Annotated in this window: 16 protein-coding genes; 7 read left to right on the top strand and 9 right to left on the bottom strand. The window is 34.4% G+C overall.

The window, feature by feature from the left end; genetic code table 11:
• Window positions 1-4 precede the first annotated feature (4 nt).
• From rfbC to M9897_02565, 7 genes are all read left to right on the top strand, one after another.
• Window positions 5-550 carry a dTDP-4-dehydrorhamnose 3,5-epimerase gene (gene rfbC / locus M9897_02595; GenBank protein ID MCO5267768.1) on the top strand — a complete coding sequence of 182 codons (546 nt, stop codon included), beginning with the start codon at window positions 5-7 and terminating at the stop codon, window positions 548-550.
• A gap of 30 nt (window positions 551-580) precedes the next feature.
• Window positions 581-1654: an undecaprenyl/decaprenyl-phosphate alpha-N-acetylglucosaminyl 1-phosphate transferase gene (locus tag M9897_02590; protein MCO5267767.1), complete on the top strand. Its 1074-nt coding sequence runs from the start codon at window positions 581-583 to the stop codon at window positions 1652-1654.
• A gap of 132 nt (window positions 1655-1786) precedes the next feature.
• The gene (gene uvrA / locus M9897_02585; protein ID MCO5267766.1) at window positions 1787-4585 is read left to right on the top strand and encodes an excinuclease ABC subunit UvrA; all 2799 of its coding nucleotides are present in this window, start codon (window positions 1787-1789) and stop codon (window positions 4583-4585) included.
• Between the two features lies 1 nt (window position 4586).
• Window positions 4587-5270, top strand: coding sequence for a TIGR00730 family Rossman fold protein (locus M9897_02580; GenBank protein MCO5267765.1), 684 nt, complete (start codon window positions 4587-4589; stop codon window positions 5268-5270).
• Between the two features lie 82 nt (window positions 5271-5352).
• Entirely contained in the window at window positions 5353-6069 is a 717-nt protein-coding gene (locus M9897_02575) for a polyprenol monophosphomannose synthase (protein MCO5267764.1), read from the top strand.
• Window positions 6066-7403, top strand: a complete 1338-nt coding sequence (locus tag M9897_02570) for a dihydroorotase (protein ID MCO5267763.1) — start codon at window positions 6066-6068, stop codon at window positions 7401-7403. Before M9897_02575 ends, M9897_02570 begins: the two co-directional genes overlap by 4 nt.
• Entirely contained in the window at window positions 7403-7762 is a 360-nt protein-coding gene (locus M9897_02565; protein ID MCO5267762.1) for a DUF4296 domain-containing protein, read from the top strand. Before M9897_02570 ends, M9897_02565 begins: the two co-directional genes overlap by 1 nt.
• A 276-nt stretch (window positions 7763-8038) precedes the next feature.
• On the opposite strand, the gene M9897_02560 is transcribed toward M9897_02565, so the two are convergent.
• From M9897_02560 to M9897_02520, 9 genes are all read right to left on the bottom strand, one after another.
• Window positions 8039-8488, bottom strand: a complete 450-nt coding sequence (locus tag M9897_02560) for a CYTH domain-containing protein (protein ID MCO5267761.1) — start codon at window positions 8486-8488, stop codon at window positions 8039-8041.
• 1 nt (window position 8489) lies between these two features.
• Complete coding sequence (gene gap / locus M9897_02555) at window positions 8490-9482, bottom strand: type I glyceraldehyde-3-phosphate dehydrogenase (GenBank protein ID MCO5267760.1); 993 nt, start codon at window positions 9480-9482, stop codon at window positions 8490-8492.
• Between the two features lie 184 nt (window positions 9483-9666).
• On the bottom strand, window positions 9667-10296 hold the full coding sequence (locus M9897_02550; GenBank protein MCO5267759.1) for a 50S ribosomal protein L25: 630 nt from the start codon (window positions 10294-10296) through the stop codon (window positions 9667-9669).
• Between the two features lie 11 nt (window positions 10297-10307).
• Window positions 10308-11246 carry a ribose-phosphate pyrophosphokinase gene (locus tag M9897_02545; protein ID MCO5267758.1) on the bottom strand — a complete coding sequence of 313 codons (939 nt, stop codon included), beginning with the start codon at window positions 11244-11246 and terminating at the stop codon, window positions 10308-10310.
• A gap of 106 nt (window positions 11247-11352) precedes the next feature.
• Window positions 11353-11730, bottom strand: coding sequence for a DUF1573 domain-containing protein (locus M9897_02540; GenBank protein ID MCO5267757.1), 378 nt, complete (start codon window positions 11728-11730; stop codon window positions 11353-11355).
• Between the two features lie 4 nt (window positions 11731-11734).
• Window positions 11735-12202 carry a DUF1573 domain-containing protein gene (locus tag M9897_02535; protein ID MCO5267756.1) on the bottom strand — a complete coding sequence of 156 codons (468 nt, stop codon included), beginning with the start codon at window positions 12200-12202 and terminating at the stop codon, window positions 11735-11737.
• Between the two features lie 88 nt (window positions 12203-12290).
• Entirely contained in the window at window positions 12291-12848 is a 558-nt protein-coding gene (locus M9897_02530; protein ID MCO5267755.1) for a hypothetical protein, read from the bottom strand.
• Window positions 12845-13441: a peptide deformylase gene (gene def, locus M9897_02525; protein ID MCO5267754.1), complete on the bottom strand. Its 597-nt coding sequence runs from the start codon at window positions 13439-13441 to the stop codon at window positions 12845-12847. The genes M9897_02530 and def overlap by 4 nt, the downstream gene beginning before the upstream one ends.
• Before the next feature lie 53 nt (window positions 13442-13494).
• Window positions 13495-15783 carry a patatin-like phospholipase family protein gene (locus tag M9897_02520; protein MCO5267753.1) on the bottom strand — a complete coding sequence of 763 codons (2289 nt, stop codon included), beginning with the start codon at window positions 15781-15783 and terminating at the stop codon, window positions 13495-13497.
• Window positions 15784-15872 lie beyond the last annotated feature (89 nt).

Here is a 15872-nt window from a genome sequence, read left to right as displayed (position 1 = left end):
TGGTATGAAACTAATTGAAACAGATATAGAAGGTTTATTTATTTTAGAACCCAAAATTTATGAAGATGAGCGAGGGTATTTTATGGAATCTTTTAATACTAAATTATTTCAAGAGCTAGTAGGATCAACTCTCACTTTTGTACAAGATAATGAATCCAAGTCTGCCAGTAATGTTCTGAGAGGACTTCACTATCAAACCCCACCATTTGCTCAAGCCAAATTGGTTCGTGTAATTCGCGGAGCAGTATTAGATGTTGCAGTGGACTTGAGAAAAAATTCACCAACATTCGGTCAACATTATAAAATTATCTTATCCGAAGAAAATAAGAAACAATTTTTTATTCCTGAGGGATTTGCTCATGGATTCTTAACCTTGGAAGAAGATACTATCTTCAGCTACAAATGTTCTCAATTTTACAATAAAGAGTCTGAACGGGGGATTATGTGGAATGACAAAGATTTAGCTATTGACTGGGATATTACTCAACCAATTTTATCCGAAAAAGACCAATATTGTCAAAACTTTTGTAACTTTGCTTCACCTTTTTAAAAAGGTATTCTACACAAAACAACATTTATATTGGATACTAACATCCTAATAATCATATCATTCTTTATAGGTGGTTTTGCAATTTCCTTAGTTGTAAACACCTTATTATTACGTTTCTCAGAAAGTTTAGGTATTCGTAATAAAAATGATATTATCGTACGTTGGAGTAGCTCTTCAAAGCCTTCTTTAGGAGGAATTAGTTTATTCTTCGTTTTTATTGCCGTTATTTTAGCAATAGCTTCTATCTACCCAACTCAAAACATATTCCTAAACATAAAATTTGTGGGGTTGATAGCTGCCAGTATCCTTGCTTTTGGAATTGGTGTGATGGATGATGCATATAATACAAGGCCTTTTCTTAAATTATTTGGGCAAATTTCATGTGGTTTAGTGCTTGTCTTTACTGACAACAATATTGATTTTTTTCATTCATTCTGGTTGGATAGTGCGTTAACTGTTTTTTGGATTGTTGCCATTATGAATAGTCTAAATATGTTGGATAATATGGATGGAATTACCGCAACAGTATCTTTATTTATATTACTCACTTGTTTATTTTGCCTCCTATTCTCAGGTAACCAAAACTTATTTATTTGGACTCTAATTATTCTGGCTCAGGTAGGAGGTATCATTGGATTTCTAATTTTTAATATAAATCCTTCCAAAATGTTTATGGGAGATTCGGGTAGTCAATTTATTGGACTCTATGTAGGTTATTTTGGTATTAAAGCAATATGGAATTTACCTGCTACACTTGAAATTCCATCTTGGATAAGTATATTCCTAATTCTTACAGCTTTTACACCAACTATCGCTGACACTTTAACAGTAACTATTAATCGTAAAAGAAAAGGCTCTTCTGTGATGGTAGGAGGAAAAGATCACACCACCCACCACTTGGTATATAAAGGTCATTCTGATTTTAAAGTTTGGGTTATATTTTTAATAATTAGTTGTTTTTCTGCTATATATGCCATTCTATTAGGATGGTTAGCAATTAGAGGGTATTACTATACATCCTTCCTTGGTTTATTATTCTTCCTTTCAGTATTTATACCATTGTATAGGAATACATTGAAATACCCAGCACCTAAGAATGATTAGGAATGTTCCTATCACAATTGTATTTCTTTCAGTGTCAAGATTGAAACATTATAAATAAACTTTTGTTTAGACTGAACTAAGGTGAAAAAGAATTTGATTTTCTTACCTTTGCATACCTCGGATTTGATACAAATGAAAGAAGTAATAGAAGTTTTTGGTGCGAAAGAGCATAACCTTAAAAATATTGACATTACGATTCCTCGTAATCAATTGGTCGTATTTACAGGATTGAGTGGTAGTGGAAAATCTTCGTTGGCTTTTGATACGATTTTTGCTGAAGGCCAACGGAGATATATTGAAACTTTCTCTGCCTATGCACGCCAGTTTCTTTCGGGGTTAGATAGACCCAATGTGGATAAGATTGAAGGTCTTTCTCCAGTAATCTCAATTGAGCAAAAGACAGTATCTAAAAATCCTCGATCTTCAGTTGGAACCATTACGGAGATATACGACTTTATGCGTTTGCTATATGCTCGTATAGGAAAAGCCTATTCGTATGTGACAGGTGAAGAGATGGTGAAGTATTCTGATGACCAGATTGTAGAACTTATTCTGCAAAAACTCGATGGAAACAAATTAATCTTTTTAGCTCCTTTGGTAAAAGGTAGAAAAGGTCACTACCGAGAACTCTTTGAGCGTATGCTTAAAAAGGGCTATACCAAAATGAGAGTTGATGGAGAGCTGATAGATATCGTTCCTGAAATGCGCTTGGATCGATATAAAATCCATGATATCGAGTTGGTTGTTGACCGCTTGAAGGCAGATGCAAAAGATAAGAAAAGACTTAAAAAAGCTGTTGAATTAAGTATGGAACTTGGTGAGAAAACCATGATGATATTTAATGCGGATACTCAAACAGTTAGCTATTATAGCCGCGCTTTGATGTGTCCAACTTCGGGAATAAGTTATGCTGAACCTGAGCCTAATTTATTTTCTTTCAATTCTCCGTATGGCGCGTGTCCTACTTGTAGTGGTTTAGGTGAGATTTCTGTGGCAGATATCAATAAAATTATACCTGATAGGAACTTATCCATCAAGAAAGGTGGTTTAGAGCCTTTAGGAGAATATAAACGAAATTGGATTTTTGAAGAGTTAGAAGAATTTTTAGAAAATGAAGGATTCTCTCTTACTACTCCCATAAAAGATTTCCCAGAAGAACTTTTAAATGCAATTCTTTATGGCCAAGATGCTGGAGTTTCCGAACAAGGAAAAAATGTTTTCGCTTTTGAAGGAATTATTAATTTTTTAGAACGACATATCAGTGATGGCTCATCTATTCAGATTTCGCGTTGGGCAAGATCATTTATGGAAAAAAAGACATGCCCTACTTGTGAAGGTTCTCGTTTGAAGAAAGAAGCACTCTACTTTAAAATTGATGAGAAAAATATCCGAGAATTGGTGCAAATGGATATCGATGAATTGGCTGAATTCTTTAAAGAACTTCCTAAAAAGTTATCGAAGAGTGAATTCAAAATCGCTGAAGAAATTTTGAAAGAGATTAACAGTCGTTTATCATTTATTTTATCAGTAGGATTAAAATATTTAAAATTGGATAGACCTGCTCGAACACTTTCTGGAGGAGAAGGGCAGCGCATCCGATTGGCTACTCAGATTGGTTCGGAACTGATGAATGTTTTGTATGTATTGGATGAACCAAGTATTGGATTACACCAACGTGATAACACGCGTCTGATTAATTCTTTAAAACAATTACGAGACACAGGTAATTCAGTGATTGTGGTTGAGCACGATAGAGAAATGATAGAGTCTGCCGATTTTATTGTAGATATTGGTCCGGGAGCAGGTGTGAATGGGGGCGAAATTGTAACTGCTTCTACTTATAAAGAGATGTTAAAGGGAAATTCTCTAACAGCTCAGTATTTGAATGATAAGCGCAAAATAGAGATTCCCAAAACCAGACGCAAAGGCAATGGACATATCTTAACCCTGAAAGGAGCTTCTGGGAATAACCTAAAAAATGTTAGCATTAGTTTTCCTTTAGGTACACTCATATGCGTAACAGGTGTTTCGGGAAGTGGGAAATCAACATTGATTAATCAAACTTTGTATCCTATACTGAATCAACATTTTTATAATGGTGTACAAGTTCCTTTGCCGTACAAAAAAGTTGAAGGATTGGAAAACTTAGATAAAGTCATTGAAATAAATCAAGAACCAATTGGAAGAACACCACGATCCAATCCTGCAACCTACACTAAATTATTTGATGAAATCCGTAGTTTGTTTGCTAGTCTCCCTGAAGCACAAATCCGAGGATATAAGCCAGGAAGATTTTCTTTTAATGTAAGCGGAGGTCGCTGCGAAACATGTAAAGGAGCAGGATTGCGCCAAATTGAAATGAATTTCCTTCCTGATGTATATGTCGAATGTGAGACTTGTGGAGGGAAGCGATACAACCGAGAAACTTTGGATGTCTTTTATAAAGGGAAATCTATTTTTGATGTACTGGACATGACGATTGAAAAAGCAACCGAATTTTTTGAGCCTATTCCAAAAATTCATCGTATTTTGTCCACTTTATTATCGGTAGGTTTGGGTTATGTGAAGTTGGGACAGCCTTCTACAACACTATCTGGAGGAGAAGCACAACGTATAAAATTAGCGTCTGAACTAGCAAAAAGAAGCACGGGAAAGACCATTTATATTTTGGATGAGCCTTCTACGGGATTACATTTTGAGGACATACGTATGCTGTTGGAGGTGCTAAATAGATTAGTAGAAGAAGGAAATACTGTATTAGTAATAGAACATAATCTGGATATAGTAAAAATGGCAGATTATGTTATAGACATTGGTCCAGAAGGAGGAAGATTAGGAGGAGAGGTTGTAGCCGTTGGAACACCTGAACAAATTGCAAAGGATAAAAAATCTATAACAGGAAAATATTTAGAAATTGAATTAAAAAGATAATATGAGTTATAAACCAGGAAAAAATTGGAGTGAAATAAAGTCAAATGATAGCTGGGCCTTATTTAAAATCATGGCTGAATTTGTAAGTGGCTATGAAAAAATGGCAAAGATTGGACCTAGTATCTCCGTATTTGGTTCGGCAAGGGTAAAACCAGGTTCTGTATATTATGAGAAAGCTGTTAGAATTTCTCAATTATTAGGAGAAAGAGGATACGGAGTTATAACTGGAGGAGGACCTGGAATTATGGAAGCAGGAAATAAGGGAGCTCAACTTGGCGGAGGTCAATCAATTGGATTAAATATCGATTTACCTTTTGAGCAACACGATAATCCGTATATAGATCCCGAATCCAATTTAAAATTTGATTATTTCTTTGTACGCAAAGTTATTTTTGTAAAATATTCTCAAGCATTTGTTGTACTTCCAGGTGGTTTTGGAACAATGGATGAGTTGTTTGAAGCCATGACTCTGGTGCAAACAAATAAGATTACTAAAAAACCAATTATTTTAGTTGGTTCAGAATATTGGTCTGGTTTATTTGAATGGATCAAAGGGACCATGCTTTCTTTTGGAAATATCAGTCCAGAAGATTTGGATTTAATTAAGATTTCGGATGATGAAGAAGAGGTTATAAAATATATTGATGATTTCTTTAAAACAAATCAATTAACCCCGAACTTCTAAGTATTAATTTGATGGGTTTTTATACATATTGAACAAATTAAAATATAAATTTTCCTGTATATTAGCATTTAAAAAGTAGCGAATGACATCAGACAGCATAGTTATAATCCCTACATACAACGAGATTGAAAACATCGAGCGCATTACGCGTAAGGTGTTAGGCTATGCAAAAGATTTCCATCTATTAATCGTCGATGATAATTCTCCTGATGGAACTGGTTCAAAAGTGAAAGAACTCCAAGAAGAATATCCCAATCGTTTACATTTATTAGAAAGGCAAGGAAAAAATGGATTAGGAACAGCCTATAAAGCTGGTTTTGATTGGGCATTGGGAGTTGGTTATGCATTTATCTTTGAAATGGATGCTGATTTTTCCCATAATCCGGACGATTTGATTCGTTTGTATGATGCTTGCAATCAAGAAGGAGTGCATTTAGCTATAGGTTCTCGCTATTGTAAGGGAGGAAAAGTAAAAAATTGGCCACTCTCACGTATTTTGATGTCCTACTTTGCTTCTATCTATGTGCGTATGATTCTTTGGATAGGAATCAAAGATACCACTGCTGGATTTAAGTGTTATTCCAGAGAAGCCTTATCAACGGTGAAATACAATAATATCCCATTTAAAGGTTATGCATTCCAGATTTGTATGAAGTATGGTGTTCGAAGACATGGTTTGGGAATTGTCGAAGTTCCAATTACCTTTGTGGACAGACAAAAAGGAACATCAAAAATGGATATTAGCATCTTCAAAGAAGCTATATATGGCGTTTGGAAGATGAGAAAAATGGATTTATGAAATATGTTTTAAAACAAGCGACCATTATTAATGAAGGGAAATCCTTTGTAGGTGATGTGTTAATTGACGGAGATAGGATTGCTAAAATAGATTCACATGTAGCAGATGTTTCTGCTCAAGAAATCAATTGTGAAGGTAAATATTTAGTTCCAGGTAGTATTGATGACCAAGTTCATTTTAGAGAACCAGGACTCACACATAAAGCCACAATTTTTACAGAGAGTAGAGCTGCCGTGGCAGGTGGCGTAACTTCTTTTATGGAAATGCCTAATACTGTACCACAGGCCTTAACTCAGGAATTATTAGCAGATAAATATGCAACTGCTGCAAAAACTAGTGCTGCTAATTATAGTTTTTTTATGGGAGCTTCCAATGATAATATTGAGGAAGTGCTCAAAACTAATCCTAAAGATGTTTGTGGTGTAAAAGTATTTATGGGTTCTAGTACAGGAAATATGTTGGTTGATAATCCAACTACTTTGAATAATATCTTTAGTAAAGTTCCTATGCTTATAGCAACACATTGTGAAGATGAAGCTACAATCCGTAGAAATATGGAATTATTCCGTGAAAAATACGGAGAGAATGTGCCTATTCAGTACCACCCAGAAATTCGAAGTGATGAAGCATGCTATTTATCCTCTTCTTTGGCTGTTTCCTTAGCTAAAAAGCACGGAGCTCGTTTACATGTTTTACATATTTCTACAGCAAAGGAACTTTCTCTATTTGAGAATATAACTCCACTTGCTCAAAAACGAATTACAGCAGAGGCTTGTGTACATCATCTTTGGTTTTCAGAAGAGGATTATGCAGCAAAAGGAACATATATCAAATGGAATCCTGCGGTAAAGAAAGCAAGTGATAGAGAGGCCATCTGGAAAGCAGTATTAGATAATCGTATTGATGTAATTGCTACAGATCATGCGCCACATACCATAGAAGAAAAAGAACAATCGTATTTTAAAGCACCTTCAGGCGGACCTTTAGTACAACATGCGCTCTTAGCACTCTTTGAAAAATCTTTACAAGGAGTAATCTCTAAAGAAAGGATTATCGAAAAAACTGCTCATGCACCAGCTACTTTGTTTGGCGTAAAAAATAGAGGCTTTATTCGAGAAGGTTATTTTGCTGATTTGGTATTAATTGATCCAACTCAAACAACAACTGTAACTAAAGAAAATATACTTTACAAATGTGGTTGGTCGCCATTTGAAGGAACCACTTTTTCTCATAAGATTGAAAAAACTTTTGTAAATGGAAATTTAGTTTATGACCAAGATAAAATTGTTTCAGAAGCTACCGGAAGACGTCTCACTTTTAATCGTTTTGATTGATGCTTAAAAGAATAGTATTTTTCTTGCTTAGTGTATTCTCTTTTGCTGGCTGTTCATACCAGATAGATAATACTGATATCCCTAAGGATTTAATTCCCGAAGACTCTTTTCGTATTATTTTATATGATATGATGGTGGTAGAGGCTTATTATCAATCATTAAATGAAACCAATATAAACCAGTATGCTCAACTTCCGTATGTAATGGATACAATTCTTCAGAAATATGCCATAGATAGTATCCGCTATCAACATTCTATGGATTATTATTCTTATCACCAAGAGAAACTATTGGATATATATAATAAAATACAAGATAGTTTAACGCTAGAGGCAGTGAGATTGGAGAATACACAATAGTAAACTAATAACCCATTGTGCATTTACAAAAAATAATCTCTACTATATATGGATTGTGTTTACTCTGCGAGGATGTAAGAAAATAGAAATTATTTAAAAAAATAGACCCCGAGCAACCAAGGTTCTCGGGGTGACAATTGTTGGGGGCTACTATCGGTCGGCAAAGCCGACCGCTTTACCCTCTCTATGTATTGTCACCCCGACGGACGAAAGAGTGTCGGGGTCTAAGATGATATCATGCATTTTAGCTAAATGCACAACGGGTAAACTAATAAATTATTTTAGCATATTAGCATTGTAATATTCTGGCAAATGTGTTACCTCCTCTTTAATCCAGTCAGGGATTTCAAACTGATCCATTTCATCTTGTAATTCGATCTCGGCTAAGATAAGTCCTGTCAGGGGTTGTACAAATTCATCAACTTCCCAAAGATGATTTCCCATTCTTATCTCAAATCGTGTTTTTTCTATCCTTTTTGGACAATATTGTTGGAGCATTTCCATTGCTTCATTATATGGAATTTCATACTCATATTCCGTCCGAGAAATAGTATTTAAATGCCCTTTAATAGTGACAAATCCCTTATCTCCTTTCGTACGTATGCGAACGACCAATTCAGGTGTATTCATTAAATATCCTTGTGAGATTTGTTTTCCCACTTTAGGTTTAATCTGTTCCCATTTTTCCTTATGTACAAGGAATTTTCGCTCTATTTCTACTCCCAATTTAAATGATTTTAAATAAGTCAATTAAACGATTGGAATAACCCGCTTCGTTATCATACCAACCAACTAATTTTATTTGTCTTCCTATAACTGAAGTAAGCTGACTATCAAAAATACAACTATGAGGATTTCCTATAATATCTACGGAAACCAGAGGTTCCTCAGTATATTCAAGAATTCCTTTTAATTCATTCTCGCTAGCACGCTTAAATTCAGCATTGATTTGTTCTACTGTAGGAATATTTCCAGATACAGTAAACGTCATATCGGTTAAAGAGCCATCTGCTACCGGAACACGTATCCCACAACCTCCCATTTTCCCTTCTAATTCAGGAAAGACTTTGGATAGCGCTTTGGCTGCTCCAGTAGATGTTGGCACAATAGATTCAGCAGCTGCGCGTGCTCTTCTTAAATCACTGTGAGGAGCATCATGTAAACGTTGATCGGAAGTATAGCTATGAACAGTGGTGATATATGCACTGTCAATAGTACACATAGTCTTTAATAATCGAACTAACGGAGCAGCTGAGTTAGTTGTACAAGAAGCATTACTAATCAAGGTGTCTGCTTCAGTCAATTCATTTTCATTAACACCAATTACAATAGATTTAAAACCATCACCTTTAGCAGGAGCACTCAAAACTATTTTTTTAGCTCCACCTACGAAATGAGCGGATGCAGTTTCTTTTGTGCGAAAAATTCCGGTTGATTCCAACACATAATCTACACCCAGTTTTTTCCATGGAATTTCTTTTGGATCTTTGTATTGAGTGAAAACTATCTTTCTTCCATTCTCAAAAGTGAGTGTATCTCCTTGTATCGTAAAATTATATTTTATTTTACGATGTACCGAATCATATTTTAAGAGATGTGCTAGCGTATGAATATCTGCTAAATCATTAACCACTGCTACTTCTATATCATTTTGTTCCAAACTCATTCGAGTAAAATATCTACCTATTCTACCAAATCCATTCACTCCAATCTTTTTCATAGTCTAAAATTTATAGTAACAAATCTACGTAAAAACCTGTCAAGTTATTTTATAAATATAACGTTTTATGAAAGATAAAGTTTACCTGTCATGCCTCAATAAGAGGGTCAATAAAGCCAATAAGTATAAAAAAGAGGCTGTCACAAATTGTAACAGCCTCTTATCTAAATTAATTTTAAGCTTGTTATTCTGCGGCTCCTTCTGCAGGTGCTTCAGTTGCAGCTGGTGCTTCTTCACTAGACTCAGCCTCATCATGAGAATCTGCAACAGCTCCACGAGCCATTTTAATTGAAACTATAACTGCATTTTCATCATTTAATAATTTAACTCCTGGAACCTTCACGTCTCTAACACGGATAGATTGACCAATACGTAAGTTTGTAACATCGATTTCTACCTCAGCAGGCACGTCATTTGGCAAACCTTCAACTTTCATTGTACGGAATACAGTGTACATTTTACCACCATTGATAACTCCACGTGCACGTCCTGTAATTCTAATTGGAATACCAACCTTAATGTTCTTATTATCTACTAATTCAAGGAAGTCAACGTGAACTGGCTTATCTGTTAATGGATGGATTTGCTTATCTTGAACAATCGCTCTCTTTTTTGTTCCATCAATATCCAATTCTACTTGATATACATCTGGTGAAAATATGATTTTCTCTACATCTATGGAACGAACTGAGAAGTAAGTTTGTTCTCCTGATCCATAAAGTACACAAGGAACTCTCTCAGCTACTCTGATAGCTTTAGCATCCTTTTTCCCTACGTTCGCTCTAAGCGAACCGCTCAACTGTGCTTTTTTCATTTTTATTTAATTTATGATATTATAAAGTGTTTACTAATTGATTGGTTATTCTGAAGTTTTTCAATAATATCTCCAAATAACGGAGCTACAGACACAACTCTGATTTTGTCACTTTTCTGTTTCAAAGGAATTGTATCGGTAACAATAAGTTCTGTAATTTTTGATGCATTGATACGATCATACGCTGGGCCAGATAATACAGCGTGTGTACAAAAAGCTCTCACGCTTTTGGCTCCTTTTTCCATAAATAGATCTGCTGCTTTGGTTAAAGTTCCAGCCGTATCAATCATATCATCCACTAAAACAACATCTTTCCCTTCAATATCTCCTATCACTGTCATTTCAGCAATTTCATTTGCTTTCTTACGTTGTTTATGACAAATAGCCAAACCTAAGTTTAATTTCTTTGCATAAGAATTGGCTCGTTTTGCACCCCCAACATCAGGAGCTGCCATGATTAAATTCCCACTCTCTGCCATATCCTTAAGAATAGGATAGAAAACAGTAGAAGCATACAAATGGTCAACTGGAAACTCAAAAAAACCTTGAATCTGATCAGCATGTAAGTCCATAGTCATTAGTCTATCTACACCTGCAGCCATTAACATATTGGCAACTAATTTTGCTCCAATTGCAACTCTTGGCTTGTCTTTTCTATCTTGTCTAGCATAACCAAAATAGGGAATCACAGCAATAATCTTATTAGCAGAAGCACGTTTTGCAGCATCTACCATAAGTAGTAATTCCATAATGTTATCCGTTGGCGGAATAGTTGATTGAACTATAAAAACATCTTGACCCCTAACGGTTTCTTCAAAAGATGTCTGAATTTCTCCGTCACTAAAAGTTTCAACCGTTACACTTCCTAGTGTTGTTCCAAATTCTTTAGCAACAGCTTCTCCAAATGTGTGAGAAACTCTACCTGCGAATATTTTAACTCCGTTTGACATCCTTTTATATTTTGAGGGCACAAATGTACATAAATTATTTGGTAAACAATAAAATATATAGGTTTTTTACTTTAGGCAGATTCATATTTCAAAAGAGGATAATGTATCAATCTTCTTTCGGAATCACAAAAGTTTTAATCACCAATTTTTCGTTCTTTTTTGTATTTGACTTGATGATAATAGCTCTATTTTGTCGATAATACGTTTTATTAGTATCAAATTGCACAAGGATAGAGTCGGTTTTTTGAGGTAAAATTGGATAAGTAGGAAATTTCACAGTAGTACAATGACAAGCAACCATAGTTTCATTAATAACTAAAGGTTCTTGTCCAATATTTTGGAAAACAAAATAATGTTCTAAGATACCTCCTTCTTTTACTTTTCCCCAATCATGAATGGTAGGGGTTAAAAACTTAAATTCCGCTTTTTGAGCAAAGCCAAAAGCGGAATTTAATATGAATAAACTAAAAATTAATCTTATCATTCAACTAGTTTGAAGCTGGAGCTCCACTATTGTTAACTGGTGCTTCTCCAGAAGGTTTTGCAAGCACATTACCTTTAATTCTGATTGTTTTAGTTGGCTCATTGATAGCATTAGATTGTAAAGTAACGCTCTTTCCAATAACTCCAACTCTTTTTGTGTCATATTTTACTTTAATAACACCTGTTTTTCCAGGAGCAATTGGTTCTTTTGGCCATTCAGGAACTGTACATCCGCAAGATCCTTGTGCATTAGAAATAACTAAAGGTTCATTTCCTGTATTTTTGAAAACGAATTCACAAGTACCATCAGCATACTGATTGATTGTACCATAATCATGAACTTCTTTTTCAAAAACGATTTTAGCTCCATTCTCTCCTACTGCAGGAGTTTTTGTTGTTTCTTGAGCAAACATTGTGTTAAGTCCCATCATCATTACAAATGACACACTCAAACTTAATAGTATTTTTTTCATGGTAATATATTTTAATTTCATTTCAAATATAGAATGAAAAAATCGTGCCTGTTTTTTTTTAACAAACCTTTAACAACTTAACAAAAACTTATTTAACAGAATCTTCAGCGTCTTGAGATTGTAAAAGAATGAGCTCTTCAAAAGTCAAATCAATATGTTTTAATCTGTATTCATAAGATTGCCTTTGCTCCTCCGTAAGTTCTTTACTAGCGAGTAATTGTTCTAAGTAAAAGTTAATCTTTTCTTTATTATATTGGTTAAAATCATAGTAATTCATCTGAAGTTCAAGCAAACCTATTCTATTTCTAGTATTTGGGAATTTAATCAATAAAGTATCTCTCCATTTAACTGCCTCACTTTCCTGATTTATTTGTAGAAAGAGTGCTGCTACCTTATCTAAAGCCACCTCAGAAAAAGTATCTGTTGGGAATCTCTGATAGAAATTTAAGTTTCTCTCAATGGCTCTTTGATAAAGCGCAGTATTTATCTGGAAATTCTGATTTTTCGTAGCTTGTTGGAAATCCAGTTTGATAGTATCATCTGTTTTTTGAATCAATTCCTCCCAATACTCTTTACTCATATCTTTAGAGGAAGTATTACAAGAAAAAAGAAATAAAGATATGCCTATAAGATATATAAATTTCATCTCTTTTTCTTTTGTGAAGGAAACACCATTTTGTAATTCACATCTATATCTCCTTTGGAAATATTCACCAGTTTTTTAGTCAAAAGTTTCTTTTTCAAAGGTGAAATATGGTCTGTAAACAGTACGCCCTCAATGTGGTCATATTCATGTTGAATAACACGTGCAGCATAGCCATCATATGTTTCTTCATGCAGTTTGAAATTCTCATCATAATAGGAGATCGTTATTTTCTCTTTCCGATAGACATCTTCTCGTATTGTTGGAATAGATAAGCAACCTTCTTGAAAGGCCCATTCCTCTCCTGTTTCTTCCTCAATAATTGGGTTTATAAAAACTTTTTTAAAATTTTCCAATCCTTTTGCTTTCGGATCAGGGTTTTCTTCATCGTCGTCATCTGCAAATGGAGAAGCATCTACAATAAATAAGCGAATTGATTTACCTATTTGGGGGGCGGCTAATCCAACACCACTTGCATTATACATAGTCTCCCACATATTCTCAATCAATTCTTTTAGACCTTTATAATCTTTATTTATCTCCTCCCCTTCCTTTTTCAATACTGGGTCGCCATACGCCACAATAGGTAATATCATATATTAGAAATTTTTACAAAGATAATAAACAACGTTTAATTACTAATAGTTCATTATCGAATTGAATGTTTATTAAAGATTATGTAGCCAAAACTTAATTGTACAATAAATGGATGCTTTTGCATAGGGAAATAATTTGCAGTTAAGCGTAAAGGGCCAAAAGGAGAGTGATAAATAAGGGATGAACTAGCCATCATCATTCCATTTCCAATCAAATCTGAATATCCAAAGGTATTCTCATTAGGTGACACAATTTGTCTAAGGGGTAAGAAGTAATAAGGAGAAAATCTAAATTCAAATGATTTTCTATAGTTAAATACTATATCTAATCCTGTACCCAAGAATTGAGGTGCGCGATACTCTGTCATAAATATGGTCTTACTATCAGGAATAGGAGAGAAATCCGAAGTATTCAAAATAGATGCCATATAATTTGAAAACAAGGCATTGGAACTAAAATTCAACTCTCCATAAATACCAATTTTAAAGAAAGATGCCATATTAAAATATTTCTGACCTTCAATAGAAAAATTCACCCAATTATGCCATCTTCGGATATCGTAAGGAGTTTTAATTGTACTCCCAGACAAACTGATTTCTTTTCCTTGGATATAACGTAAGGTTGCACGTAAAAGAGCTCCTTCTGATGCAAATTGTTTTCTATTTAGGGTATTGAATTCATATCTCAGTTGAACGGATTCTCCTTGAAAGAATGTTATATCAGAAGTGTCTCCATCTTTAAAGTCGGCTACTTGATAATATTGATCCTTATTTTTAAACTTTCTGAAATCTATTCCATACTTTCCATTTCGCTGGTTAGCAGCCTCTAAAGAAAATCCATAATATATCTCGTTTTGTGTTACATAAGATGGTTTGGCTGTTGCAAAAAATGTTGTAGAATTTTCATAAAAATCCCATCTATTCAATACAAAATAGGGACTCAATCTAAGAGGAAATAAGGTTGGTAAATCATAATCTATTTTTAATTTGGTGGAAGTATAAAATTTCCCGAAATAAGCCTCTCCAAAAACGCCAATGGCACCTTTACCTATATCGGTATATGAAAGTCCAATGTAACCTGTATTAATAGGACGTGTTGATAAATGCCCTCCAATACTTATAGTAAATGGCTTTTGCTTGGTAACTTTGAGGTGTAAAGAGTATAAAGAATCTTTCTCCTTTCTCAATGTAGGATATATATATTTAACTTGTTCGGTAGAATATGCACGAAAATATCGTTTCTCAAAGGTATGAAATGGCATAGGTTTCCTCAGTGAGTCACGAACAAAATTATCTTTTACAAAGGAAACATCCTTCGCATTTACTCCTTGTACATTGACTTCCGTAATATACACAGCTGGAATAGTTGTTTTAAAAGATGCTCTTCTTGCATTTATAGTTTGAGTATCTTCAATTCTATGAACAAACTGACGGATGCTATCTATGTATTTTTTTGTGGAGTTATATCCTGCATTAATTGCTTCTCTCATTCGATAAAATTCAAATGTCCCAATATCTATCTGAGGTTCAATCATAATACCAGTCTCACAAGGTATTTCATAATCACTTTGATGTGAGAAAAGTGTAGTTATTTGGCTAATAATGTCTTCTTCTTTAGGTGGTGGGTCATTCCCTGAAACATTACTTCCTATAATATAATCCGAAGAGAATTCACTATACATGATATCTGAAGGGAAGTTATTATAAAGTCCACCATCAAATAACAATTTACCATCCACACGAATTGGGTTCACAAAAAAGGGGAAAGTCATAGATGCCCTAACCGCCTCATTGAGGTCTCCATCCTTAAAAAGTATGGATTTTTTATTATAAACATCCGAAGCAACACAACGGAAAGGTACAAATAAGGAATCAAAATCATTTCCCTTTGAAGCTCCAACAACTCCAATAAGTCGTAAAATCTCAAAATCCAAGAAAGCAGGTGTCAAATAGTTAGTAGGAAGTGAATTATATAATAAACTATCAAATCTAAAGCTAAACCTAAACATAGAAGCATCTTCTGAACGCTCCCGTAAAAAAAATCGCTCTTCTCTAGCTGGTTTACCTGAAACTAATTTCTCAAAAGCTCCGGAAAGTATGTATTCTTCAATATCTATAGGAGACATTCCGGATGCATACATAGCACCTACTAAAGCTCCCGCACTTGAGCCTACGATATAATCAATAGGGATATGAGCTTCTTCTAAGGCTTTTAATAAACCAACATGTGCTAATCCAGCAGCTCCACCACCGCTCAACACAACCCCCACCCGTTGACTATATGTCAATGAAGTATGAATCAAAAACAGAACAATGAAAATAAACCCTATTCTCCCTTTCAACTTTTGGTTGGATTAATAATTTCTACAAAGTATGCGATTTTTATGGAATTATAAAAATTTGGGAGAGTTTTTTGAAAACCTACCCTATA

The sequence above is a fragment of the Brumimicrobium sp. genome (genome assembly GCA_023957385.1).
Classification (GTDB): Bacteria; Bacteroidota; Bacteroidia; order Flavobacteriales_D; family Crocinitomicaceae; genus Brumimicrobium.
This window is presented reverse-complemented; position numbering and strand designations above follow the sequence as displayed.

Coding starts and splice junctions, on each gene's coding strand:
- rfbC (MCO5267768.1), top strand. CDS start 5: ATGAAACTAATTGAAACAGATATAGAAGGTTTATTTATTTTAGAACCC.
- uvrA (MCO5267766.1), top strand. CDS start 1,787: ATGAAAGAAGTAATAGAAGTTTTTGGTGCGAAAGAGCATAACCTTAAA.
- M9897_02580 (MCO5267765.1), top strand. CDS start 4,587: ATGAGTTATAAACCAGGAAAAAATTGGAGTGAAATAAAGTCAAATGAT.
- M9897_02575 (MCO5267764.1), top strand. CDS start 5,353: ATGACATCAGACAGCATAGTTATAATCCCTACATACAACGAGATTGAA.
- M9897_02570 (MCO5267763.1), top strand. CDS start 6,066: ATGAAATATGTTTTAAAACAAGCGACCATTATTAATGAAGGGAAATCC.
- M9897_02565 (MCO5267762.1), top strand. CDS start 7,403: ATGCTTAAAAGAATAGTATTTTTCTTGCTTAGTGTATTCTCTTTTGCT.
- gap (MCO5267760.1), bottom strand. CDS start 9,482: ATGAAAAAGATTGGAGTGAATGGATTTGGTAGAATAGGTAGATATTTT.
- M9897_02550 (MCO5267759.1), bottom strand. CDS start 10,296: ATGAAAAAAGCACAGTTGAGCGGTTCGCTTAGAGCGAACGTAGGGAAA.
- M9897_02545 (MCO5267758.1), bottom strand. CDS start 11,246: ATGTCAAACGGAGTTAAAATATTCGCAGGTAGAGTTTCTCACACATTT.
- M9897_02540 (MCO5267757.1), bottom strand. CDS start 11,730: ATGATAAGATTAATTTTTAGTTTATTCATATTAAATTCCGCTTTTGGC.
- M9897_02535 (MCO5267756.1), bottom strand. CDS start 12,202: ATGAAAAAAATACTATTAAGTTTGAGTGTGTCATTTGTAATGATGATG.
- M9897_02530 (MCO5267755.1), bottom strand. CDS start 12,848: ATGAAATTTATATATCTTATAGGCATATCTTTATTTCTTTTTTCTTGT.
- def (MCO5267754.1), bottom strand. CDS start 13,441: ATGATATTACCTATTGTGGCGTATGGCGACCCAGTATTGAAAAAGGAA.